Annotated in this window: 24 protein-coding genes; 10 read left to right on the forward strand and 14 right to left on the reverse strand. The window is 70.7% G+C overall.

The features are described from left to right. Positions 1 to 5: 5 nt before the first annotated feature. The 4 genes from FHX82_RS30525 to FHX82_RS30540 form a co-directional block, all read right to left on the reverse strand. Positions 6 to 704: a type 1 glutamine amidotransferase domain-containing protein gene (locus tag FHX82_RS30525; protein ID WP_145936289.1), complete on the reverse strand. Its 699-nt coding sequence runs from the start codon at positions 702 to 704 to the stop codon at positions 6 to 8. Between the two features lie 51 nt (positions 705 to 755). Then, positions 756 to 1592 carry an alpha/beta fold hydrolase gene (locus FHX82_RS30530; protein ID WP_145936290.1) on the reverse strand — a complete coding sequence of 279 codons (837 nt, stop codon included), beginning with the start codon at positions 1590 to 1592 and terminating at the stop codon, positions 756 to 758. A 105-nt stretch (positions 1593 to 1697) separates the two neighbouring features. Further along, positions 1698 to 2888, reverse strand: coding sequence for a class I SAM-dependent RNA methyltransferase (locus FHX82_RS30535; protein WP_145936291.1), 1191 nt, complete (start codon positions 2886 to 2888; stop codon positions 1698 to 1700). Continuing rightward, a complete protein-coding gene (locus FHX82_RS30540) occupies positions 2885 to 4903 on the reverse strand; it encodes an APC family permease (protein ID WP_145936292.1) in 2019 nt (672 codons plus the stop codon). Before FHX82_RS30540 ends, FHX82_RS30535 begins: the two co-directional genes overlap by 4 nt. Before the next feature lie 158 nt (positions 4904 to 5061). On the opposite strand from FHX82_RS30540, the gene FHX82_RS30545 reads away from it, so the two are divergent. Next, positions 5062 to 5727 (forward strand): potassium channel family protein, encoded by a 666-nt coding sequence (locus FHX82_RS30545; protein ID WP_145936293.1) that lies wholly within the window; start codon positions 5062 to 5064, stop codon positions 5725 to 5727. After that, a complete protein-coding gene (locus FHX82_RS30550) occupies positions 5727 to 6383 on the forward strand; it encodes a potassium channel family protein (RefSeq protein ID WP_145936294.1) in 657 nt (218 codons plus the stop codon). The genes FHX82_RS30545 and FHX82_RS30550 overlap by 1 nt, the downstream gene beginning before the upstream one ends. Positions 6384 to 6425: 42 nt before the next feature. On the opposite strand, the gene FHX82_RS30555 is transcribed toward FHX82_RS30550, so the two are convergent. Further along, positions 6426 to 7145 carry a DUF3159 domain-containing protein gene (locus FHX82_RS30555; protein WP_145936295.1) on the reverse strand — a complete coding sequence of 240 codons (720 nt, stop codon included), beginning with the start codon at positions 7143 to 7145 and terminating at the stop codon, positions 6426 to 6428. Between the two features lie 15 nt (positions 7146 to 7160). After that, complete coding sequence (locus FHX82_RS30560) at positions 7161 to 7538, reverse strand: OB-fold nucleic acid binding domain-containing protein (protein ID WP_145936296.1); 378 nt, start codon at positions 7536 to 7538, stop codon at positions 7161 to 7163. Positions 7539 to 7652: 114 nt separating this feature from the next. Here FHX82_RS30560 and FHX82_RS30565 point away from each other — a divergent pair, with 114 nt between their 5' ends. After that, positions 7653 to 8363 carry an alpha/beta fold hydrolase gene (locus FHX82_RS30565; RefSeq protein WP_145936297.1) on the forward strand — a complete coding sequence of 237 codons (711 nt, stop codon included), beginning with the start codon at positions 7653 to 7655 and terminating at the stop codon, positions 8361 to 8363. Here FHX82_RS30565 and FHX82_RS30570 read toward each other — a convergent pair. Next, positions 8351 to 9013, reverse strand: coding sequence for a DUF3710 domain-containing protein (locus FHX82_RS30570; protein ID WP_145936298.1), 663 nt, complete (start codon positions 9011 to 9013; stop codon positions 8351 to 8353). The two genes, FHX82_RS30565 and FHX82_RS30570, sit on opposite strands and share 13 nt — an antisense overlap. Continuing rightward, positions 9013 to 9495, reverse strand: a complete 483-nt coding sequence (gene dut / locus FHX82_RS30575) for a dUTP diphosphatase (RefSeq protein ID WP_145936299.1) — start codon at positions 9493 to 9495, stop codon at positions 9013 to 9015. The genes FHX82_RS30570 and dut overlap by 1 nt, the downstream gene beginning before the upstream one ends. A gap of 24 nt (positions 9496 to 9519) precedes the next feature. On the opposite strand from dut, the gene FHX82_RS30580 reads away from it, so the two are divergent. Beyond that, positions 9520 to 10017: a DUF3093 domain-containing protein gene (locus tag FHX82_RS30580; protein WP_373308643.1), complete on the forward strand. Its 498-nt coding sequence runs from the start codon at positions 9520 to 9522 to the stop codon at positions 10015 to 10017. A 17-nt stretch (positions 10018 to 10034) separates the two neighbouring features. Here FHX82_RS30580 and FHX82_RS30585 read toward each other — a convergent pair whose 3' ends face one another. After that, the gene (locus FHX82_RS30585; RefSeq protein WP_145936300.1) at positions 10035 to 10343 is read right to left on the reverse strand and encodes a DUF4193 domain-containing protein; all 309 of its coding nucleotides are present in this window, start codon (positions 10341 to 10343) and stop codon (positions 10035 to 10037) included. A 395-nt stretch (positions 10344 to 10738) separates the two neighbouring features. Here FHX82_RS30585 and cei point away from each other — a divergent pair, with 395 nt between their 5' ends. Further along, complete coding sequence (gene cei / locus FHX82_RS30590; RefSeq protein WP_145936317.1) at positions 10739 to 11416, forward strand: envelope integrity protein Cei; 678 nt, start codon at positions 10739 to 10741, stop codon at positions 11414 to 11416. Positions 11417 to 11419: 3 nt separating this feature from the next. Here cei and FHX82_RS30595 read toward each other — a convergent pair whose 3' ends face one another. Beyond that, complete coding sequence (locus tag FHX82_RS30595; RefSeq protein ID WP_229880966.1) at positions 11420 to 12238, reverse strand: inositol monophosphatase family protein; 819 nt, start codon at positions 12236 to 12238, stop codon at positions 11420 to 11422. A gap of 72 nt (positions 12239 to 12310) precedes the next feature. Between FHX82_RS30595 and ppgK the strand changes: the two genes are divergently transcribed. From ppgK to FHX82_RS30610, 3 genes are all read left to right on the forward strand, one after another. Next, the gene (gene ppgK, locus FHX82_RS30600; RefSeq protein ID WP_145936302.1) at positions 12311 to 13072 is read left to right on the forward strand and encodes a polyphosphate--glucose phosphotransferase; all 762 of its coding nucleotides are present in this window, start codon (positions 12311 to 12313) and stop codon (positions 13070 to 13072) included. 188 nt (positions 13073 to 13260) lie between these two features. Beyond that, positions 13261 to 14652 (forward strand): RNA polymerase sigma factor, encoded by a 1392-nt coding sequence (locus FHX82_RS30605; RefSeq protein WP_145936303.1) that lies wholly within the window; start codon positions 13261 to 13263, stop codon positions 14650 to 14652. A 102-nt stretch (positions 14653 to 14754) separates the two neighbouring features. Continuing rightward, positions 14755 to 16218, forward strand: coding sequence for an amino acid permease (locus tag FHX82_RS30610; RefSeq protein WP_145936304.1), 1464 nt, complete (start codon positions 14755 to 14757; stop codon positions 16216 to 16218). On the opposite strand, the gene FHX82_RS30615 is transcribed toward FHX82_RS30610, so the two are convergent. Together FHX82_RS30615 and FHX82_RS30620 are read right to left on the reverse strand one after the other, a co-directional pair. Further along, the gene (locus FHX82_RS30615) at positions 16181 to 16942 is read right to left on the reverse strand and encodes a DUF6885 family protein (protein WP_145936305.1); all 762 of its coding nucleotides are present in this window, start codon (positions 16940 to 16942) and stop codon (positions 16181 to 16183) included. The two genes, FHX82_RS30610 and FHX82_RS30615, sit on opposite strands and share 38 nt — an antisense overlap. Continuing rightward, positions 16943 to 18283: a type I glutamate--ammonia ligase gene (locus tag FHX82_RS30620; protein ID WP_145936306.1), complete on the reverse strand. Its 1341-nt coding sequence runs from the start codon at positions 18281 to 18283 to the stop codon at positions 16943 to 16945. A 408-nt stretch (positions 18284 to 18691) separates the two neighbouring features. On the opposite strand from FHX82_RS30620, the gene FHX82_RS30625 reads away from it, so the two are divergent. Further along, positions 18692 to 18871, forward strand: a complete 180-nt coding sequence (locus tag FHX82_RS30625) for a DUF7455 domain-containing protein (RefSeq protein ID WP_091510190.1) — start codon at positions 18692 to 18694, stop codon at positions 18869 to 18871. A 168-nt stretch (positions 18872 to 19039) separates the two neighbouring features. On the opposite strand, the gene FHX82_RS30630 is transcribed toward FHX82_RS30625, so the two are convergent. Beyond that, a complete protein-coding gene (locus FHX82_RS30630; protein ID WP_145938717.1) occupies positions 19040 to 20803 on the reverse strand; it encodes a DEAD/DEAH box helicase in 1764 nt (587 codons plus the stop codon). Positions 20804 to 21009: 206 nt separating this feature from the next. Between FHX82_RS30630 and FHX82_RS30635 the strand changes: the two genes are divergently transcribed. Beyond that, positions 21010 to 22005, forward strand: coding sequence for a YihY/virulence factor BrkB family protein (locus tag FHX82_RS30635; protein ID WP_145938718.1), 996 nt, complete (start codon positions 21010 to 21012; stop codon positions 22003 to 22005). Positions 22006 to 22014: 9 nt separating this feature from the next. Here FHX82_RS30635 and FHX82_RS30640 read toward each other — a convergent pair whose 3' ends face one another. Then, positions 22015 to 22263 (reverse strand): DUF3039 domain-containing protein, encoded by a 249-nt coding sequence (locus FHX82_RS30640; protein ID WP_145938719.1) that lies wholly within the window; start codon positions 22261 to 22263, stop codon positions 22015 to 22017. Between the last annotated feature and the right edge of the window lie 40 nt (positions 22264 to 22303).

Below are 22303 nucleotides of genomic sequence, written 5' to 3' on the forward strand. Positions count from 1 at the left end.
GTGCGTCAGGCTAGGACGTCACTCCGTTCGGCGGCCAGCCGGATGAGGGCGTCGGCCGCCGGGCCCGAGGAGGCCGGGTTCTGCCCGGTGATCAGCAAACCGTCCTCGACGACGTACGGCTGCCAGTCGCCGGTCTTGGAGTAGCTGCCGCCGAGTCGCTTGAGCTCGTCTTCGACGAGGAAGGGGACGATGTCGGTGAGGGCGACGCCGTCTTCCTCCGAGTTGGCGAACCCGGTGACGTTCCTGCCCTGGACGAGTGGGGTGCCGTCCTCGTTGACGGTGTGGCGCAGCACGCCGGGGGCGTGGCAGACCAGCGCGAGGGGTTTGCCCGAACGCAGGGTGGTCTCGATCAGCCGCGCGGAGTCGGCGTCCTCGGCCAGGTCCCACAGCGGTCCGTGGCCGCCGGGGTAGAAGACGGTGTCGAAGTCCTCGGCCCGCACTGTGTCCAGGCGCGCGGTGGCCGCGAGGGCCGCGGTCGCCTCCGCGTCCGCCTCGAAGCGGCGGGTCTGCTCAGTCTGGAAGTCCGGCTCGTTGCTCTTGGGGTCCAGCGGCGGCCGGCCGCCCTTCGGCGAGGCGAGGGTGATTTCCCAGCCGGCGTCGTGGAAGCGGTAGTAGGGCGCGGCCAGTTCCTCCAGCCAGAAGCCGGTCTTGCGGCCGGTGTTCCCGAGCTCGTCGTGCGAGGTCAGAACGATGAGGACCTTCATGCTATTCTCCTAAAAGTAGACCAGTCGTCTTTAACAGGGTAAAAAGGGGTGTCACTGCCCGAGGAAGGCCAGCAGGGCTTCGTTCACTTCGGCGGCATGGGTCGCGATCAGCCCGTGCGGCGCGCCGTCGATCTCGACGTACCGGGCCGCGGGCAGGGCCTTGGCGAAGCGCCGTCCGGTGGCGTCGATGGGCAGGGTCCGGTCGGCGGTGCCGTGCACGATCAGCGCGGGGACGTCGATGCGGGGAATGTCGGCGCGGAAGTCGGTGGGCCAGGTGAGCGGAGCGGCGGCCGAGGCGATGGCGCCCGAGCCCGCGGCGACGTTCCACGCGTTGCGGACCGCACCCTCACTCACGCGGGTGCCGAGGTTCTCGTCGAGGTTGAAGAAGTCGTCGTAGAACTTGGTGAAGAAGTCGTAGCGGTCCTTCTTGACGGCGTCGGAGACACCCTGGAAGAAGGAGCGGGGTGCCGCGCCGTCGGGGTTGTCCTCGGTGATCTCCAGGAACGGTTCGAGAGAGGCGAGGAACACGGCCTTCGCGACCCGCGCGGAGCCGTACGTGGCGAGGTAGCGGGCGACCTCTCCGGTGCCCATCGAGAAACCGACCAGAACCGTCTCGTTCAGGTCGAGGGTCTCCAGCACGGTGTGCAGGTCGGCGGCGAAGGTGTCGTAGTCGTAACCCGTGGCGGGCTGGCTGGATTTGCCGAAACCACGCCGGTCGTAGGCGATGACCCGGTACCCGGCGTCCAGGAGCGCCACCGTCTGGGCCTCCCACGAGTTGCCGTCCAAGGGGTAGCCGTGGATCAGCACGACCGGCTGACCTGAGCCCTTGTCCTCGTAGTGCAGCTCGATGTCCGCGCTGTTCTCGGTGCCGACCTTGATGCGTCCCACGGTCTTCTTCCCTTCCGGAGCGGGTGCGCTCTCGCTGGGTCATTTCTATACGACTGGTCTACTAGAGTCAAGCCTGCTCGAACAGGGCCCTTGCGGACCGCTGTCTCAGACGGCTTCCAGCAGCGCCACGCACTCCACGTGGTGAGTCATCGGGAACGCGTCGAACGCCCGTAGCTCCGCGAGCCGGTAACCCGAGGCGACGAACGTGGCGAGATCCCGCGCCAGGGCGGCGGGATCGCACGCGACATACAGGACTCTCGCCGGCCCCCGGTCCACAATGGACTCCACGACCGCACGCCCGGCACCCGATCGCGGCGGGTCCAGCACGACGACCTCCGGCCGTCCGCCGAGGTCCCGCAGCACGTCCTCCACCCGGCCGGACCGCCACCGCACCTGCGGCAGGTCGGCGAGCGCCGCCTCGCCGTCGGTGACGGCCCGCCGCCCCGACTCGACAGCCACGACCTCGCCCTCCGGGCCGACCTGCGCCGCCAGCACCGACGCGAACAACCCGACACCGGCGTACAGGTCCCACACCAGCGCGCCGGCCGTCGCCTTCGCCCAGTCGGCGACGACCGCGGCGAACGTGTCCGCCGCCGCGGGATGCACCTGCCAGAACCCGTGCGCGTCGAGCTTCCAGTCCCGCCCGGCCGCGTGCTGCACGGCGACTCCGCCGCTCAGCTGCCGCGCCCGGCGCTTGCCACGCACGACGCTCTGCTCACGCACGTGCGTCTGCCCGTCACCGTCGCGGGTGACTTCGAGCTCCGTTCCCGGCCGCCACCGCCGCGACAGCACACCGTCGAGCGCACCGGGCACCGCGATCGGGCAGTCGTCGAGCGCCACGACCCGGTGACTGTGGTGCGCCCGCAGGCCCGCGCGGCCGTCCCGCCCCGCGACCAGTCGCACGCGGCTGCGCCAGTCCAGCGGGCCGCCGGGAAGCGCTTCCACCTCGACCGGCCGGTCGATGCCCGCGAGTCGCGACAGCTGCTCGGCGACCACCCGCGCCTTCAGCTCCCGCTGGAACTCCGGCTTCGCGTGCTGCCAGTCGCAGCCGCCGCACAGGCCCGGCGCGGCCAGCGGGCACGGCGGTTCCACCCGTTCCGGCGACGCCTGCAACACCCGGACGGCGTCCGCGCGACAGAACGACCCGCCCTTGTCCTCGGTGACCTCGGCGAGCACGACCTCACCGGGCAGCGCGTGCCGCACGAACACCACGCGCCCTTCGACACGCGCGACGCAGTGCCCGCCGTGGGCGACCGGCCCGACCTCCGCTTCGAGCGTCCGGCCCACCCAGTTCACTGGACGCGGTCCCGGCGTTCGGCCGTCGTGTACAGCCCGCGGCGCACGTCGCCGGCGGCGGGACGAGCCCGCTTGAGGCGGCGCACCGCGGCCTCCGACGAGGCCAGCTGCCACGGCACGCTCGCCACGATCACGCCCTGCTGGAACAGCAGCCTTCCCTTGAGCCGCAACGCACTCTGGTTGTGCAGCAGCTGCTCCCACCAGTGCCCGACGACGTACTCGGGGATGAACACGGTGACCACGTTGCGCGGGTTGTCCCCGCGCACCCGCTTCACGTACTCGACGACGGGCTTGGTGATCTCCCGGTACGGCGACTCGAGCACCTTCAGCGGCACCTTGAACCCGCGTTTCTCCCACTCCGCGGTGAGCCGGCGCGTCTCCTCGTCGTCGACGTTCACCGTGACGGCTTCGAGCACGTCGGGGCGGAACGCCTTGGCGTACGACAACGCCCGCAGCGTCGGCAGGTGCAGCTTCGACACCAGTACCACCGCGTGGTTGCGCGAGGGCAGCACACTCGGCTGGTAGCCGTCCACTTCGGACAGTTCCGCCGCCACCCTGTCGTAGTGCCTGCGAATCGCGGTCATCAGCAGGAAGATCGCCACCATCGCGGCGATCGCGATCCACGCGCCGAGCAGGAACTTGGTGATCAGCACGATCACCAGCACCGTGCCGGTGCAGGTCAGGCCCACCGCGTTGACCGTCTGAGAACGGCGCATCCGCCGCCGCGTGTTCGGGTCCGTCTCCCGCGCCAGCAACCGGTTCCAGTGCCGGATCATGCCCGCCTGGCTGACGGTGAACGACACGAACACACCCACGATGTACAGCTGGATCAGCCGGGTGACCTCGGCGTCGAACGCGATGATCAGCACCAGCGCGAACGCGGCCAGGAACAGGATGCCGTTGGAGAACGCCAGCCGGTCGCCGCGCGTGTGCAGCTGCCGAGGCAGGAAGCGGTCCTGCGCGAGGATCGAGCCCAGCACCGGAAAACCGTTGAACGCGGTGTTCGCCGCCAGCAGCAGGATGATGCCGGTGACGAACGAGATGTAGTAGAAGCCCGGCGGGAAGCTCTGGAAGACCGCCTCGGCGATCTGCGTCACGATGGTCTTCTGCTGGTAGCCCGCGGGCGCGCCGATGAGCTGGCGCTCCGGGTCGTCGGCGAACTTGACGCCGGTGATGATCGCGAGCGCGATGATGCCGATCAGCATGGCCACCGCGAGCAGGCCCATCATCAGCAGCGTCGTGGCCGCGTTCTTCGACTTGGGCTTGCGGAAGGCGGGCACGCCGTTGCTGATCGCCTCGACCCCGGTCAGCGCCGCGGCGCCGGAGGAGAACGAGCGCAGGATCAGGAACACGAACGCGAACCCGGCCAGCGACGACTCCTCGTGCAGCTGGAACCCGGAGCTCTCCGCGTGCATCTGCGTGCCGGTGGCGGCCTCGACGAGGCCCCACACCACCATGACCAGAATGCCCCCGATGAACCCGTATGTGGGAATCGCGAACGCTTTGCCCGATTCCCGCACACCGCGGAGGTTCAGCGCGGTCAGCACCGCGACGATCAGCACCGCGAACAGCACCTTGTGCTGGGCGATGAACGGGATCGCCGAGCCGATGTTCGCGACACCGGACGAAGTGGACACTGCGACCGTCAGCACGTAGTCGACGAGCAGTGCGCTGGCCACGGTGAGCCCGAACTTGCCGCCCAGGTTCGTGGTGGCCACCTCGTAGTCACCGCCGCCGCTGGGATAGGCGTGCACGTTCTGCCGGTAGGAGGCGACCACGACGAGCATGACCAGCGCGACGGCCACGCCGATCCACGGCGCGAGGGCGTACGCGGACAGCCCGGCGACGCTCAGGGTCAGGAAGATCTCCTCGGGCGCGTACGCCACGCTGGACAGCGCGTCCGAGGCGAAAATGGGCAGCGCGATGCGCTTCGGGAGCAGTGTGTGGGATAGCCGGTCACTGCGGAACGGACGACCAAGGAGCAGCCGTTTGGCCACGGTCGCGAACTTCGGCACAAGGAAAGAGTAGGGCCGTCCCGCCCAGGATGTTCGGTGAGGGCAGGACTGGGTCACGGTTCACACCGGGTGCGCTGTGGTGCGCGGCCGGACAAGGTAGGTTCTCGCTGGCGTGCAGCGGGTAACCGCTGTCCGGGTGACGCACAGGAGGCAAGCGGGTGCACGTGGTGATCATGGGATGCGGCCGGGTGGGCGCGTCCCTGGCCGCGGCGCTGGAGCGCCTGGGGCACGAGGTCGCGGTGATCGACAAGTCCCAGGACGCGTTCCGGCGGCTGGGCAGCGACTTCCACGGCAGGCAGATCACGGGGATGGGCTTCGACCGCCAGGTCCTGATCGACGCGGGCATCGAGCGGGCGGGCGCTTTCGCCGCGGTCTCCAGCGGCGACAACTCGAACATCATCTCGGCCAGGGTGGCGCGGGAGACGTTCGGCGTGCAGCACGTCGTGGCGCGCATCTACGACCCCAAGCGCGCCGCGGTCTACGAGCGGCTCGGCATCCCGACCGTCGCGACGGTCCCGTGGACCACCGACCGCTTCCTGCGCACGCTCCTGCCGGACGGCGTGGCGTCCGCGTGGCGGGACCCCACGGGCAACGTGGCGATCCTGCAGCTCCCGCTGCACGAGGGCTGGGTCGGCCGGCCGGTGCACGAGCTGCAGGAGTCGACCGGCGCGCGGGTGGCGTTCATCATGCGGTTCGGCACCCCGGTGCTGCCGGACTCCAAGACCGTGCTGCAGGCCGACGACCTCGTCTACGTGGCGGCGCGGTCGGGCACGGTGAGCGACGTGAGCAGCGTCGCGGGGCGCGCTCCTGAGGAGGAGAGCTGATGCGGGTCGCGATCGCCGGGGCGGGTGCCGTGGGGCGCTCGATCGCCCACGAGCTCATCGACGGCGGCCACCAGGTCATGCTGATCGAGCGGCAGTCCCAGCAGTTCGAGCCGGAGACCGTCGAGCAGGCCGACTGGGTGCTGGGCGACGCGTGCGAGGTCTCGACGCTGGAGGAGTCCGGCGTGGACCAGTGCGACGTGGTGATCGCCGCGACGGGGGACGACAAGGTCAACGTGGTGGTCGCGCTGCTGGCGAAGACCGAGTTCGCGGTGCGGCGCGTCGTGGCGCGCGTGAACAACCCCGCGAACGAGTGGCTCTTCACGGAGGCCTGGGGCGTCGACGTCGCCGTGTCGACGCCGCGGATGCTCGCGGCGCTGGTCGAGGAGGCCGTCAGCGTCGGCGACATGGTGCGGCTGATGACGTTCCGGCAGGGCCAGGCGAACCTCGTGGAGCTGACGCTGCCGGCGGAGACGCCGCTGGCGGGCCGCCCGGTGAGCGAGATCGCGCTGCCCCGGGACGCCGCGCTGGTGACGATCCTGCGTGGCGAGCGGGTGATCGTGCCGCAGCCGGAGGACCCGCTGGAGCCCGGCGACGAACTCCTGTTCGTCGCGAACGCCGAGGTGGAAGGCGACGTCCGGGCGGCGCTGGGCTACTGAGCCCGGCCGCACCGGCACGCGAGCCGCTTCCGGAACCGGTCGCTAAGCCTCGTTGGGGCGCTGGCTGTACTTCAGGCGCAGGGCGGCCTCGGTGTCGGCCTTCTCGGTCTCCCGGGCCTCCTGCAGCGCCTTGACGCGCTTGTCGGAGCGGCGCACCGCCCAGACGACCACCAGCAGCGCCAGCGCGTACAGCGGGTAGCCCATCGCGATCTTCGCGAACGCCAGCCAGCCCGTGTGGTCGCTGTCGTACAGCCAGCGCTGCACCACGAACCGCGCGCCGAACACCACCGCGAGCGCGAGCGTGGCGAGGTCGTAGCCGAACCGGGAGGGCTTGTCGCGGCGCCAGTCCGTGCCGGTGCCGTTCACGACGTTCCAGATCACCCCGACGAGTGGCCAGCGCACGACGATGGACAGCAGGAACGCGGCACCGTAGACGAGGCTCGCCCAGATGCCGAACAGGAAGAAGCCCTTCGCCGACCCCGTGCGGTAGGCGATGAACGCGGCGATCGCGACGCCGAACAGGCCGGAGATGGCCGGCTGCAGCGGCTCGCGGCGGACGAGCCGGAGCACGGTGATCGCCACCGCGCTGCCGACCGCGCTCCAGATGCCGGCCTGCAGCCCGAAGAAGGCGTTGACCAGCACGAACACCGCGATCGGCACCGACGAGTAGAGAAGGCCGGACACCCCGCCCATCTGTTCCAGCAGGGTGGGTTCCGGCTTGTCCTCGGTCTTGTGCTCGTCGGTGCCGGCGGGTTCAGTCACAGTGTGGTTACCAACTCAGGAGGTCGTCTGCAGCTCGTAGAACGGGTTGTACAGCACCTTCTGACCGTCGCGCTCGGCCATGCGGCCGCGCACCTTGATCGTCCGTCCGGGCTCGATGCCCGGGATCCGGCGCCGTCCGAGCCAGACTAGCGTCACGCCGTCCGTACCGTCGAACAACTCAGCCCGAAGAGTGGCGGCCTTGTCCTCCGGGCAGAGCTCCACGCTGCGCAGTCTGCCCAGCACGGTGACCTCGTCGCCCGAGCGGCAGTCGCAGGCGCGCTGCGCCCCGACCGCCTCGGACTTCTCGGAGAGGTCGTCGGCGTCGAGCTCGTCGACGTCAGTGGTCAGCTTCTTGACCAACCGGCTGAAATAGCCGCCGTCTTTGGCGGACATAGGCGGTGCTCCTGTTGCTCGGGGCCCCCGACTTGTACGGCCCGTACCTGCTAAACGGTAACGTTGTCGTCTTCGTTCCAGGCAAGGGAAGCCGGTTTGCCGCAAGATCGCAACGTGACGTCCGCTATCCCGGAAACCCGTGCCGTCCTGCTCCCGGGGACGGGTTCCGACGAGATCTTCGTCGCCACTGTTTTCGCAGGTCCAGCGCGTGCTGCGGGGATCGAAGCGGTCACTCCGCGACCACCTTCGGGTGATCAGCTCGCCGTGGGTTTCCTCACCCTGCTCGACTCGCTCGCCGCCGAGACGCCGCTGATCGTCGGCGGCATCTCGTTCGGCGCGCACCTCGCCGCGGAATGGGCCGTGCGCAACCCGGACCGCTGCGCCGGGCTGCTGCTGGCGCTGCCCGCGTGGCACGGCGAGCCCGCCGGCGCCCCCGCCTCGCTGGCCGCGAAGGTCTCAGCGGACCTCGTGGAGCGGGAAGGGCTGGAGAAAGCGCTGTCGCTGTCCGTCGCGGGCGTGGCGCCCTGGCTCGCGGAGGAGCTGACGAGGGCGTGGCGGCGGCACGGAACCGGTCTGGCGGCGGGACTGCGCGTCGCCGCGGACCGCCCCGCGCCCACAGTGGACGAACTACGTGGACTGGACATCCCGGTCGGAATCGCCGCGTGCACCGACGATCCGGTGCACCCGATGGCAGTGGCACGGGAATGGGCCGCGGCGCTGCCCCGCGCCGTGCTGCGCGAAACCACGCTGACCGCGCTGGGCTCCGACCGCGAGTCCCTCGGCAGGGCCGCGGTCGAAGCCTGGCGCGTCTCTCATGCCTCTTGAGCCTGCTGCTGCTCAGCGATGTGCTGCGCCACCGCGTCGGGCAGCGTGATGGGCAGCGGGGACCGCACCGGCATCGGCGCGTCGCCCCGCACGACGATCGTGTCCCGCACGATGTCCCGCAGCACGCCCGGCGCCTCGGCGGCCAGCGACTGCGGGCCGGCGATCACGCCACGCAGCATCCAGCGCGGCCCGTCGACGCCCACGAACCGCAGCGCCACGTCGCCCAGCACGGCCGACAGCTCCAGCCCCCACTCGCCCTGCCCGGAGGTGATCCGCGCGCCGTCCTTGCGCAGCTGCTCACCCAGCTCGGTGGCGACCTCCTCCCACAGCCCGCCCGAACGCGGGGCCGCGTAGGCGCTCACCGTGATCTGTCCCTGCGGCGTGACCACGTGCACCGCCCGCACCCCGCCCGCCGCCGGGTCCATCTCCACCTGGACCTGCGCCCCGTCGGGCACCGGCACGCGCACCGAGCCCAGGTCGATCCGGGGCACCTCGTCCTCGGGGGCGTCGGCCACGTCGAACGGGCCGTCCGTGACGATCGGCTGCGGCTCCTCGTAGTCGTCCTCGAGCTCCTCCGGCTCGGCGGCGGCGTGCCGGCCCCGCCGCTCCTCCTGCTCCGAAGATCGCCGCTTGCGCCCGAAAATGCCCACTACTCCCTCGCTCCTTCCCCAGTCCCGCCGTCCAGCGTGGCATGGCCACCCGTCGATCCGTAACCACCGGCCCCGCGTTCGGACGCGGCCAGCTCGGCGACCTCCACGAACTCGGCGGTCTCCACCCGCTGCACCACGAGCTGCGCGATCCGGTCGCCCCGGGACAGCTTGACCGGCTCCCGCGGATCGTGGTTGACCAGGCACACCCGGATCTCGCCCCGGTAGCCCGCGTCGATCGTGCCCGGTGCGTTGACGACGGACAGCCCGACACGCGCGGCCAGCCCCGACCGGGGATGCACGAACCCCGCGTACCCCTCGGGCAGCGCGATCGCGATCCCGGTGCCGACCACCACCCGTTCGCCGGGCGGCAGCACGACGTCCTCGGTGGTCACGAGATCGGCGCCCGCATCGCCAGGACGGGCGTAGCTGGGCAACGGGACATCCGGATCGAGCCGGGTGAGCAGGACCTGCACGGTGGACACGGGCGGCGAGACTACCCTGAGGGCGTGGGTGAGAGCGCAGGCGCGGCCGGTGCCCGGGTGGACCGGACCGGCGAGAAGGACGGGAAGCGGTACGGCGAACGGCTCTACGTGCCGTGGTGGGGCTGGCCGCTGCCACTGCTGGCGGCCGTGCTGCTGGCCGCGGAGATCCACATGGGTCACCCCGGGGTACTGGCGTGGCTGCCCTACCTGGTGCTGGTGCCGCTGATGGCGGCGTGGCTGCTGACGATGGGCCGCGCGAAGGTGGAGATCGCCGGGGACGAGCTGCGCGTCGGCAAGGCGCACCTGCCGCTGCGGTACGTCGGCGAGGTCGACGTGATCGACCGGGAACACAAGCGCAAGGCGCTGGGGCCGGAGCTCGACCCCGCCGCCTTCGTCGTGCACCGCGGCTGGGTCGGCCCGATCGTCCGGGTACACCTGACCGACCCGGACGACCCCACGCCCTACTGGGTTTTCAGTACTCGTAAGCCCGAGGTCGTGGCCGAGCTACTGCGTTCGCACTAGCCCGGCCGCGCACCGGATCAGGCGCAGTCGCGGCAGATCAGCTGCCCGTCGTGCTCCTCGGCCAGCCGGCTGCGGTGGTGCACCAGGAAGCACACCGAGCAGGTGAACTCGTCGGCCTGCTTCGGCACCACCTTGACGGTCAGGTCCTCACCGGAGAGCCCCGAAAGGTCCGCGCCGGGCAGCTCGAAGTTCTCCGCGGTCGCGTCCTCGTCCACGTCCACGACGCCGGACTGGTTTTCGTTGCGCCGGGCCTTCAGCTCCTCCAACGAGTCTTCGGCCAGCTCGTCGGCTTCGCTGCGGCGCGGAGCGTCGTAGTCGGTCGCCATTGTCCCTCACCCCTGCGATCAGCTTGTCGATATTCGGGCCCACGATGCGCGTCGTGAGCCCTTCGTGCCGCTGGACAACGTTCCAGCGCCCCTGTTTGTGCCCGGCGCCGTAGTGAGGCGGGTCTCTCTGTCGGCAGGTGTTGGGGGACCCTTGACTACGGCCGGAGCCCGCAGAGGGTAGCTCACCAGGTACCCGGACCGGCAACGTGTTAGACGAAGGTCTCTTGACGTCACCCAACAGGGGGAAGAGCATCGCGCGCGAGCCCAGGTGGGGCGACAGGCCGACCCACTCGAACGGAGGTGTCGGCGGTGGTGCACTGTAACGCTTACGCTGATCGGGAACGAAGTCCTGACAGGTGCGGATCGACGGGCTTCTCGGGGAGGGGATGGCGCAGGTGGCGTCGGGGATGGGGTTCGGCAACCGCAGGAAACCGGGCTACCGCAAACGCCGCCCGGCTCCCCTGCTCATCTTCATCGGGGTGATGGGCCTCGTGGCGCTGGTGGTGTGGGTGCGCGCCGTCACCAGCCGCACGGACATCGACGCCCTGCTGCACTGCGAACCGGCACCGGCGCCGGTCGGCGGGGTGACCTACACCGCACTCGGCCACGGCTCGCTCGACGACACCACCCCGCTGCCCCCGGACAAGGTCGCGGTCCGGGTGCTCAACGCCAGCCAGGCCCGCGGGCAGGGCGCGATCACCACGGAGAGCTTGCGCGAGCTCGGTTTCACCCAGATCGCCCCGCCGGACGTCGACCCGGCGTACCCGAACCAGGAGCTCAAGTGCCACGGGCAGCTGCGGTTCGGCGACAACGGCCGCTCCGCCGCCCGCACGCTGAGCCTCGTCCTGCCGTGCGTCGAGCTGATCAGGGACACCCGGGCGGACGCCTCGGTGGACGTGTCGATCGGCAGCAACTTCGGCGACGTGCGGCCGACGGCGCAGGCCCGGCAGGTGCTGCAGCAGCTGCGGGCCTGGTCGGCCGACCACCCCGACGGCGGCAACGAGCAGTCGGCCGCCACCGGCCCGGTGCTCGACCACGACCTACTGGCGAGCGCCCGCGACGTCACCTGCTGAGCCTCAGGCGTCGGCGATCCCGCACTCCAGCAGCACGGCTCGCAGCTCGGCGGCGATAGCCGGTGACGCCGCGTACGTGACCTCCTTGCCCAGCTCCTCGTCCTCACCCGGCAGCGTGACCAGCGCACCCGCCTCCCGCGCCACGAGCGCGCCCGCGGCCCAGTCCCAGGGGCTCAGGCCGTGCTCGACGTACGCGTCCAGCCAGCCCGCCGCCACCGCGCACAGGTCCAGCGACGCCGCCCCGGCCCGCCGGATGTCGCGGACCCGCGGCACCAGCCGGGAGACGACTTCCGCCTGCCGCGCGCGGCGCGCCACGTCGTAGGCGAAGCCGGTACCGACCAGCGTCAGGTCCAGCCGCGCCGGGGACGACACGTGCAGCCGCCGCCCGTCCAGCCACGCGCCGTGGCCGCGAACGGCCGTCCAGCAGCGCCCGCTGACGGGCTCCACGACCGCACCGGCCACCGACACGCCGCCGACCTGTGCGGCGACGGACACGGCGAACCCGGGCAGGCCGTAGAGGAAGTTCACGGTGCCGTCGATCGGGTCGACGACCCACGTCACCCCGTCCCCCGCGCCACCGCCTTCCTCCTCGCCGAGGACGGCGTCCGCCGGCCGCAGCTCGGCCAGCCGTTCCCGGATCAGGCGCTCTGAGGCGCGGTCCACCGCGGTCACGACATCGGTGTCAGTGGACTTGGTGTCGACCTGCACGGTTTCGCCTGTCAACATGGCTTCACGGGCACGGCGCACCAGGTCGGCCGCCTCGCGCGCCACACCGACGGCGGTGTTCCCGAGGTCTTCCGGTTCGAACTCGAAGGCTCCCACACCACCATGTGACCACACCCGGTTAAAGTTCCCCGGACAGGCTTCTGAATCGAGAAGGAAGGGACGGCGCCAATGACGGCGACCCGCGGTTTCGGAATCGACATCGGCGGCAGCGGTATCAAGGGCGCCCTTGTCGACCTGGAAAAGGGCGCGCTCATCGGCGACCGCCTCCGGATCGACACCCCGCGCCCGGCGACGCCGGAGGCCGTGGCCGAGGTGGTGGCGAAGGTGGTGCGCCACTTCGCCTGGGACGGTCCGGTGGGCATCACGCTCCCCGCGGTGATCAAGAAGGGCGTCTCCCAGACCGCCGCGAACATCGACCCGCAGTGGATCGGCACCGACGCGGACGCCCTGTTCGCCGACGTGCTGGACCGCAAGGTCGACGACATCGCGATGCTCAACGACGCCGACGCGGCCGGGATGGCCGAGATCCGCTTCGGCGACCCGGCCGCCCGTCACGGCGTCACCACCCTGCTCACCTTCGGCACCGGCATCGGCAGCGCGGTCTTCCAGGACGGCAAGCTCGTGCCGAACACCGAGTTCGGCCACCTGGAGGTCGACGGGCACGACGCGGAGAAGAAGGCGGCGGCCTCGGTGAAGGACAACGAGGGGCTGACCTACCACCAGTGGGCCAAGCGCGTGAACCGTTACCTGACCGTGCTCGAAAACCTCATCTGGCCGGATTTGTTCATCGTGGGCGGCGGAGTCAGCAAGAAATCCGAGAAGTGGGTTCCACTGCTCGACATCCGCACCAAGGTGGTGGTGGCATCTCTGCAGAACAACGCGGGGATCGTGGGTGCGGCGGCCGCCGCCGTCGAGGGCATCGAGCACTAGGCGTTCGGTCCGGAAAAACCGGACGGAACGATGATCGGCCGCAACGGGCGCGCCCGGCGTCGTTACAATGGAACACGGCCCACGGTCGCGGAGGACAAAACCGCAGGCCGCGGGTACGTTCCCCGAATCTGAGGCGGCCGGGCCCTGACAGTCCGCCCGCCGTGATTGACCGCTGCGAAAGGGCGTACGTGGCAGCCGCAAAAACCGCTACCCGAAGCGGCACGAAGACAACGAGCGCGGAACCCGACGCAGGCGCCGAGGCCGCCGCCACCGAGCAGAGCGGCACCGACGCCAAGAAGCCGGCCGCCCGCAAGACCGCCGCGAAGAAGGGCCCCGCCAAGACCCGCACGCGCAAGGCCGCCACCAAGGGCGAGGACGCGGGCGAGCCCGACGGTCCCGGCGGCGACGAGGACCTGGAGGACGTCGACCTCGAGGCCGACCTCGCCGATCTGGAAGAGGTCGAGGTGGACGTCGTCGACGCCACCGTCAGCGAGGAGGACGACGACTCCGAGGACGAGGAGGCCGACGAGGCGCCCACGGCGCGCGTCGAACGCCCCGCCAAGAGCGGCGGCCCCAAGTCGTCCAACGACCCCGACTTCGTGTGGGACGAGGAGGAGTCCGAGGCCCTGCGCCAGGCGCGCAAGGACGCGGAGCTCACGGCCTCCGCCGACTCCGTGCGGGCGTACCTCAAGCAGATCGGCAAGGTCGCGCTGCTGAACGCCGAGGAGGAGGTGGAGCTCGCCAAGCGCATCGAGGCCGGGCTCTACGCCGCCGAGCGCGTCCGCATCGCCGAGGAGGAGGGCGAGAAGCTCGCCACCCAGATGCGCCGTGACCTGAAGTGGATCATCCGGGACGGCGAGCGGGCCAAGAACCACCTGCTGGAGGCCAACCTCCGGCTGGTCGTGTCGCTGGCCAAGCGCTACACCGGCCGCGGCATGGCGTTCCTGGACCTCATCCAGGAGGGCAACCTCGGCCTGATCCGCGCGGTCGAGAAGTTCGACTACACCAAGGGCTACAAGTTCTCCACGTACGCCACGTGGTGGATCCGCCAGGCCATCACCCGCGCCATGGCCGACCAGGCCCGCACCATCCGCATTCCGGTGCACATGGTCGAGGTGATCAACAAGCTGGGCCGGATCCAGCGCGAGCTGCTCCAGGACCTCGGGCGCGAGCCCACTCCGGAGGAGCTGGCCAAGGAGATGGACATCTCGCCGGAGAAGGTGCTGGAGATCCAGCAGTACGCCCGGGAGCCCATCTCGCTGGACCAGACGATCGGCGACGAGGGCGACTCGCAGCTGGGCGACTTCATCGAGGACAGCGAAGCGGTCGTCGCGGTCGACGCGGTGTCGTTCACCCTGCTGCAGGACCAGCTGCAGTCGGTGCTGCAGACGCTGTCCGAGCGCGAGGCGGGCGTGGTGCGGCTGCGCTTCGGCCTCACCGACGGCCAGCCGCGCACGCTGGACGAGATCGGCCAGGTCTACGGCGTGACCCGCGAGCGGATCCGCCAGATCGAGTCGAAGACGATGTCCAAGCTGCGCCACCCGTCGCGCTCCCAGGTGCTGCGCGATTACCTGGACTGAGTGCCACGTTTCCGGGAGGGCCGCCACGGTTCGCTGTGGCGGCCCTCTCGTCTGTTCCGCCGTGCCCTGCGATCACCTCCGTGATCTTCTAACGTTTCGGGAATGGGCATCACGCGCACCCTGAACGTCGACGACATCCTGGCCAGACAGGACTCCGGTGAGCTCAAGCGGCGCCTGCGCGGCCGCGACCTCGTCGGGTTCGGTGTCGGGATCATCATCGGCACCGGGATCTTCACCCTCGCCGGCGTGGAGGCCAAGACCCACGCGGGGCCCGCCGTCACGCTGTCGTTCGTGATCGGCGCCGTCGTGGCCGGGCTCGCGGCGCTGTGCTACGCCGAGCTGGCCTCCAGCGTGCCGACCGCGGGAAGCGCTTACACCTACGCCTTCGCGACGCTGGGCGAGGTGTTCGCCTGGATCATCGGCTGGGACCTGCTGCTGGAGTTCGCGCTCGGCGCCGCCGTCGTGTCGCGCGGCTGGTCGGGCTACCTGGCGAACCTGCTGGGCCTGCCGTCGCAGTGGTTCGGCGAGGACGCCACCGTCAACGTCGGGGCGGTAGTGATCATCGCTGTGCTGACGGTGGTCGCGGTGCTCGGCATCCGCGAGTCCGCGTGGGCCACCAACGTGCTCGTCATCGTCAAGGTCGCGGTGTGCGTGCTGATCCTGGCCGTGGGTGTGTTCTTCGTCAGAAGCGCCAACCTCACCCCGTTCATCCCGCCCGCACAGCCCGCCTCCGGCGAAAGCAGTGTGCTGCACCAGCCGGTGGTGCAAGCCGGGCTCGGCCTGTCGCAGTCGGTCTACGGCCTCGCCGGCGTGGTGAGCGCCGCGGCCATCGTGTTCTTCGCCTACACCGGTTTCGAGGCGCTGGCGAACCTCGGCGAGGAGACCCGCAACCCGCGCAAGGACCTCCGCGTCGGCATCCTCGGCGCGCTCGGCGTGTGCGCCCTGCTCTACATCGGCGTCTCGATCGTGCTGACCGGCATGGTGCCGTTCACCGACATCGACACCGGCGCCCCGCTCGCGGCCGCGTTCGACTCGGTGGGCCAGCACTGGGTCAGCGCGCTCATCTCGCTGGGCGCGGTCACCGGCCTGACGTCGGTGATGATGGTCGAACTGGTGACGATCGGGCGGATCGGCTTCGCGATGGGGCGCGACGGGCTGCTGCCCAAGGCGCTCGGCACCGCGCACCCGCGCTGGGGCACACCGCACCTGATGACGATCGGCGGCGCGGTGCTCATCGCCGTGCTCGCGGCGTTCGTGCCGATCACGGAACTGTCGGACATGGTGAGCATCGGCGCGCTGTCGGCGATGATCATCGTGGCGGTCGCGGTGCCGGTGCTGCGCAAGCGCCGCCCGGACCTGAACCGGCCGTTCACCGTGCCGTTCTCGCCCGTGCTGCCGATCATCGCCGCGGTCGCGTGCTTCTACCTCATGCTGAACCTGGACGTGATGACCTGGATCCGGTTCGCCGTGTGGCTCGCGCTCGGGCTGCTGATTTACTTCGGCTACGGCAGGCGGCACTCGCGGCTGGCTACGCCCACAGCTCCGTCGTCAACCCCGCGCTCCTGACCAGCCCCTCGGCGGCCGCCCGCTCGCCGTCACGCACGACCAGCAGGAGGCCGCCGGGCGTGGCGAGCCGCTCGCGGCGCAGGGCCGGCACGAGCCGGTCGAGTAGCTGCAGGTGCACTCCCTGGTCCCCCAGTGACGGGTAAGTGTCCACAACGGACACCACGGTGCCACCCGGTCCGTTCCGGGTGCCGCCGAGCAGCACGAAATGCCCGACGTGCCAACGGGAAACCCAGAACGGCGGCAGGCCGCCTTCGAGGTAGTCGTCGAAGGCACGTCGTGGGGTGTCGTGTGCACCGAACTCGGCAGTGTCCACATTGGCCACCACGGCGACGCGGTCCAGCCCGTGCAGGCTTTCGAGCAACGCGCCCACGGCGGCGGCGGCCCAGTTCCCGCTCGCCGGTACGGCTCGAAGCCGTCCCTGAGAAAGCGCTTCCACCGCCTTCGCCACACCGGTCGGCGTCGTACCCGCGGCCGCGGGATCGGCGGCCAGGGGCAGGGAAACCCGGTAGTCGTCCCGGCTCTTCTCCCCCGGCGGCCAGGTGGGCTCCCGATCCGGCGAGAGCCGGACCTCCGCGGCGACCGCGGCCTCGTCCTGGTCCCGCACGGGAACTCCGTGGGCGCGCAGGGCGACCAGGGTCACGAAGGCGCCACACAGGTCGTTCTTCTGCGGCATTTCGGCGCGAGCCTGCGCCACCAGCTCCTGCGCTCCGGGAAACCAGCGCACTCAGTACCGCCACAGGTGCGCGGCGACGATCTCCTCGGTGCCGCGGTCGGCCGCCCAGGCCGCGTCCGAGGCGCGGCAGGCCCGGAACGCGCCCAGGATCTCGTCGCCGAGCGCCTCGGAAACCCGCGTCGAGGCCGCCAGCGCCGCGTCCTGTTCCGCCGGAGTGCTCGGCAGGCGCGCCACTCCGGCACGGCGTTCCTCCGGCCAGGTCCCGGGGTCTTCGGCGATCGGCTCGGGCAGGGTCAGCTTCTCCCGGACGCCCGCGAGCCCCGCGGCGAGGACGACCGACAACGCGAGGTACGGGTTCGCCGAGGCGTCGGACGGCTTCAGCTCGACGTTCGCGTGGCCCGCACCCAGCAGCTCGGTGCCCGGCACGAACCGCAGTGGCGCCTCACGGTTCTCCACACCCCAGAACGCGTACGCGCTCGCGAAGTAGCCGGGACGCAGCCGCATCGTCGACGGCACACTCGGCGCGGTGACGGCGGTCAGCGCGGGCAGGTCCCGCAGCAGCCCGGCGAGGTAGCCGCTGCCTTCGGCGTCCGGCACGCCCGCGAGGAGGTTGCGTCCCCTGCGCCACAAGGAGGTGTGCAGGTGCCAGCCGTTGCCGGCGGCGGCCGGGCTGACGATCGGCGCGAAGCTGACGCGCAACCCGTGGGCATGCGCGGCGGCGTGGATGGTCTGGCGCGCGAGGAGCTGGTCGTCCGCGGCGGAGACCGGGTCGGTGGCGACGAGGGACAGTTCAAGCTGGGCAAGGCCGTACTCGGCGTGCAGCTGGTTGACCGCCAGCCCGTTGTCGTCGAAGTCGCGCAACAGCGCGCCGATGAACGGGTCCAGCTCCACGAGGGCGTGCGGGCTGTAGGCGGGACCGCGGTGGCCCGGCGCGGACGCGATGTCCGGGCTGCCGGCGGGCGCGACCGCGAACTCCAGCTCGTAGCCCGCGCGCAGCTCGTAACCGTCCTTGGCGGCCGCGGCCACGTGGCGTTCCAGGAGGCTGCGCTGGCAGTACGGCCACGGCGACCCGTCGGCGGCGACCTGCCGCACCGGCGCCCACGCCAGCGCACGCTGTCCGGCGAGGCGGCGCAGGCGTTCGAGCACCGGCACGAGCCGGATGTCGCCCGACGGCGTCGACAGGCCGGGATGGGCGTAGGTGATCGCGTCGTGGGTGTCGAAGACGGCGAACAACGCGGTGGCACCGACCCCGCGGACGGCCGCGTCGGCGAGGTTCCGGATCGGCACGATCCGTGACCGGGGGATGCCGTTGTTGTCCGCCCAGGCGAGCTGCGCCCCGGTGACTCCGGCGGCTGCCAGGTCCTTCGCCGCGGCGGAGGCTGCCTTCGTCATGAGTTAAGTCTCTCACGCTGTGGGGATCACCCGAATGGGTCTGCGGAGGGTGCGGAGAGTTTCGCCCTGAACGAACAGGCGGGAGCCGAAACCCACCCTCGACGGGGATTGTGCGGGCTCCCGTGATCGTTTCGCGACCTGTTGATCACGGCAAAAGTGCTGGTAGAGACGTTTCCAGGAGGTTTCGGCGTCCTGGATGGCGGGATTGGTTCTACTACATCCGGGGTAAATCACGGTGACGCGAGTCCCACACAGCCGGGAACACTTGCGGCAGGCTCAGCGTCTGCAAGAGTGGAAGCTACGAACACGGAGGAGCCGGCGGCGACCGAGCTACTGGCATCAGGGCCGAAGTGGACGTGCTGGATCGATGGCACCGGGCAACCGGTGCCGGGACGGAGGGAGACCCTCATGACATCGCCGACGCTCACCCGCCCCGAATTGACCGCCGCCGACCGTTGTGACCGGTGCGGTGCCGCAGCACAGGTACGAGCGATCCTTTCCTCCGGTGGCGAGCTGCTCTTCTGCGGCCACCACGCACGTGAATACGAGGGCAAGCTCAAGGAGATGGCGGCGGAGATCCAGCGCTAAGGGAGCTCCACAAGCCGGGAGGCGAGCGCTCGCGGAGGGCGCTCGCCTCTTCTTGTTCCGCGTGTCTTCTGGGGGCGGAGCCCCCAGACCCCGCCCCGGGGGCAAGCCCCCGGACCCCCGCGCGTGGTTGCGTGCGTAGGCGAGCTCGCCTCCGGTGGCGGTTCGCTTTCACCAGGAGCGCAGCGTGACGATCCGCTCCTCCAGTTGTTCCACCGTGGCCATGGCGGTCGGGGGGCCGCCGCAGACGCGGCGCAGCTCGTTGTGGATCGCGCCGTGCGGCTTGTTCGTGCGGTGGTGGTACATGCCCACCAGCGTGTTCAGCTCCTTGCGCAGCGTCGCGATGCGCTCCTGCACCGAACGCGGCCGGGCCGCCTGGGGAGCCTCGGCCGCCTTCTCCGGCTTGCGCCGCTTCGCGTCGGCCAGCTGCTCCTCCTGCCGCTTGCGCAGCAGCGCCCGCACCTGGTCCGGCTCCAGCAGCCCCGGCAGGCCCAGGTACTCCTGCTCCTCCTCGCTGCCGGAGAACACCGCCGTGCCGAACGAGTTGCCGTCGAAGATCACCTGGTCCAGTTCGGCCGAGGCGCCCAGCGACGTGAACGCCTTCTCCTCCTCGCCCGGCTCGTCCTCGGTGCGGTTGGCCTGGGCGAGCAGCTCGTCGTCCCAACCGTCCTTCTCCCGGTGCGGCTTGCCGAGCACGTGGTCGCGCTGCGCCTCCAGCTGGCTCGCCAGCTCCAGCAGCACCGGCACGCTGGGCAGGAACACGCTCGCCGTCTCGCCCTTGCGCCTGGCCCGCACGAACCGGCCGATCGCCTGCGCGAAGAACAGCGGCGTCGAAGCACTCGTCGCGTACACCCCAACAGCCAGCCGCGGCACGTCGACGCCCTCGGACACCATCCGGACGGCCACCAGCCACCGGTCGTCGGACTCGGAGAACTCGCTGATCCGTTTTGTCGCCTTCGGGTCGTCCGACAGCACGACCACCGGGTTCTCCCCCGTCAGGCGCGCCAGGATCCGCGCGTACGCCCGCGCCGACTCCTGGTCGGTGGCGATCACCAGGCCACCCGCGTCCGGGATGCCGCCGCTGCGCAGCTGCTGCAACCGCGTGTCGGCCGCCTGCAACACCGCCGGGATCCACTCGCCACCCGGGTCCAGCGCCGTACGCCACGCCCGCGCCGTCTGCTCCGCCGTCAGCGGCTCGCCCAGCCGGGCCGTGAACTCCTCGCCCGCGTTCGTGCGCCACGACGCCTCACCCGAGTACGCGAGGAACACCACGGGCCGCACGACGCCGTCCGCGAGCGCGTCCGCGTAGCCGTACGAGTGGTCCGGCTTGCTGCGCAGCGCGCCCTCGGCGTCGGGCTCGTAGGTGACGAACGGGATGGGCGAGTCGTCGCTGCGGAACGGGGTACCGGTCAGCGCCAGGCGCCGCACGGCCGGGGTGAACGCCTCCCGGATCGCGTCGCCCCACGACTTCGCGTCACCACCGTGGTGGATCTCGTCGAGGATGACCAGCGTCTTGTAGTTCTCCGTGCGCACCCTGTGCAGCGTCGGATGGGCCGCGACCTGCGCGTACGTGAGCGCGACGCCCTGGTAGTCGCCGGAGGTGGCGCCCTGGCCGTTGCGGTAGTTGGAGTCGATCGCGATGCCCGCGGCGGCCGCCGAGATGGCCCACTGGTGCTTCAGGTGCTCGGTGGGCGTGACGATGGTGACGCGCTCGATCGTGCGGTCGCTGAGCAGCTCGGCCGCGATGCGCAGGCCGAACACCGTCTTGCCCGCGCCCGGGGTCGCGACGGCGAGGAAGTCCTGGGGTTTGGTGGTGAGGTACTTGGTCAGGGCGCGCCGCTGCCAGGCGCGCAGCGGGCGAGGCGTCACGTCCTGCTCGGGCTCGGGCGCGACGAAGATCTCCGTCGCCCCGTTACGCTGGACCGTGTCCGACAAGGATGTCCCCCTCCTCTCGCCGATCCCGGATGCCACATGCGAAAACCCCCACGAAACGGGCCGGCCGCGACGCCGGTGCGGAGTGAGGGCGCTCGGAAGAGACTACCGGTCGCCGTCGCGGCGGGCCGTCATCGGCACGGCCGAGTGGAACACGCCACACCGTTGGCGCGCCAAAAGCGCCCGGATGGACCATGCTTGAGCACGCGATGAGTGAGACTCCCGAACCCCGGCCGCCGCGCAAGAACGCCCGGCGGCTGATCGGCCGGACCTTCACCAAGGCCTGGGACGGCAACCTCTTCTCGGAGTCCGCGGAGGCGGCGTTCTGGCAGACCCTGTCGCTGCCCCCATTGCTGCTCGGCCTGCTCGGCAGCCTCGGGTTCATGGGCGACTGGTTCGGCCAGGGGTTCGTCACCACGGTGCACGACAAGATCATCACATTTTGTGAGCGGGTGTTCACCGGCAACGTGGTCCAGCAGATCATCGAGCCGACCGTCGACGACATCCTCACCATCGGCAAGGGCGAGATCGTCTCCGTCGGGTTCGTGATCTCGCTGTGGGCCGGTTCGTCGGCGATGTCCTCGTTCGTCGACGCGATCACCGTCGCGCACGACCAGTACGGGGTGCGCAACGAGGTGTGGCAGCGGATCTTCGCGCTGCTGCTGTACCTGTGCGGGCTCGTCCTGCTGGTGGTCGGGCTGCCGGTGATCGCCGTCGGGCCGGACGTGCTGGTCGACTTCTTCCCCGACTCCTGGCGCGCGACGCTGTCGACGTGGATCGGCATCGGCTACTACCCGGTGCTGGCGGTGGGCCTGATCCTCGCGCTGGCGACGCTGTACAAGCTCGCCCTGCCGCGGCGGCTGCCCTGGCACCGCGGGCTGCCCGGCGCGGCGCTCGCGATGGTGATCTTCCTGCTGGCCAGCATCGGGCTGCGGATCTACCTCACCTGGATCACCCACACCGGCTACACCTACGGCGCGCTGGCGACACCCATCGCGTGGCTGCTGTTCACATACTTCATCGGGATGGCCGTGGTCAGCGGCGCGTACTTCAACAGCGCGATCCAGGAGCTGTGGCCGGCGAAGCCGACCCGGCGGCAGCGCCGCAAGTGGCGGCGGCTGGAGCTGGAGCGCCGGAACGCGGAACGCGAGGAGCACGGCGCGACCGCCGCGGCTGCCCCGGTGGAGCAGCCGCGGACGGAGTGAGGCGCGGGGTCAGTCCTCCGGGCCGGGGCGCAGGCCCTCGAAGATCTCCTTGCACGCCGGGCACACCGGGGAGCCGGGCTTCGGCGAACGCGTCACCGGAAAGACCTCGCCGCACAGCGCCACCACGTGCGTGCCCATGACCGCGCTCTCGGCGATCTTGTTCTTGCGCACGTAGTGGAAGACCTTCGGCTCGTCGCTGTCGGTGCTGTCGGTGGATTCCGGCCGGGTCTCGACCTCGGGCAGAGTCGTGGTGCTCATGCCTCCATGATGCCGCAGCGCCGGCGGTCCGCGAAGCGAC

Source organism: Amycolatopsis bartoniae (assembly GCF_014191255.1).
Classification (GTDB): Bacteria; Actinomycetota; Actinomycetes; order Mycobacteriales; family Pseudonocardiaceae; genus Amycolatopsis_E; species Amycolatopsis_E bartoniae.

Coding starts and splice junctions, on each gene's coding strand:
- FHX82_RS30640 (WP_145938719.1), bottom strand. CDS start 22,263: ATGAGCACCACGACTCTGCCCGAGGTCGAGACCCGGCCGGAATCCACC.
- FHX82_RS30585 (WP_145936300.1), bottom strand. CDS start 10,343: ATGGCGACCGACTACGACGCTCCGCGCCGCAGCGAAGCCGACGAGCTG.
- FHX82_RS30525 (WP_145936289.1), bottom strand. CDS start 704: ATGAAGGTCCTCATCGTTCTGACCTCGCACGACGAGCTCGGGAACACC.
- ppgK (WP_145936302.1), top strand. CDS start 12,311: ATGACGGCGACCCGCGGTTTCGGAATCGACATCGGCGGCAGCGGTATC.
- FHX82_RS30625 (WP_091510190.1), top strand. CDS start 18,692: ATGACATCGCCGACGCTCACCCGCCCCGAATTGACCGCCGCCGACCGT.
- FHX82_RS30610 (WP_145936304.1), top strand. CDS start 14,755: ATGGGCATCACGCGCACCCTGAACGTCGACGACATCCTGGCCAGACAG.
- FHX82_RS30620 (WP_145936306.1), bottom strand. CDS start 18,283: ATGACGAAGGCAGCCTCCGCCGCGGCGAAGGACCTGGCAGCCGCCGGA.
- FHX82_RS30635 (WP_145938718.1), top strand. CDS start 21,010: ATGAGTGAGACTCCCGAACCCCGGCCGCCGCGCAAGAACGCCCGGCGG.
- FHX82_RS30550 (WP_145936294.1), top strand. CDS start 5,727: ATGCGGGTCGCGATCGCCGGGGCGGGTGCCGTGGGGCGCTCGATCGCC.
- FHX82_RS30560 (WP_145936296.1), bottom strand. CDS start 7,538: ATGTCCGCCAAAGACGGCGGCTATTTCAGCCGGTTGGTCAAGAAGCTG.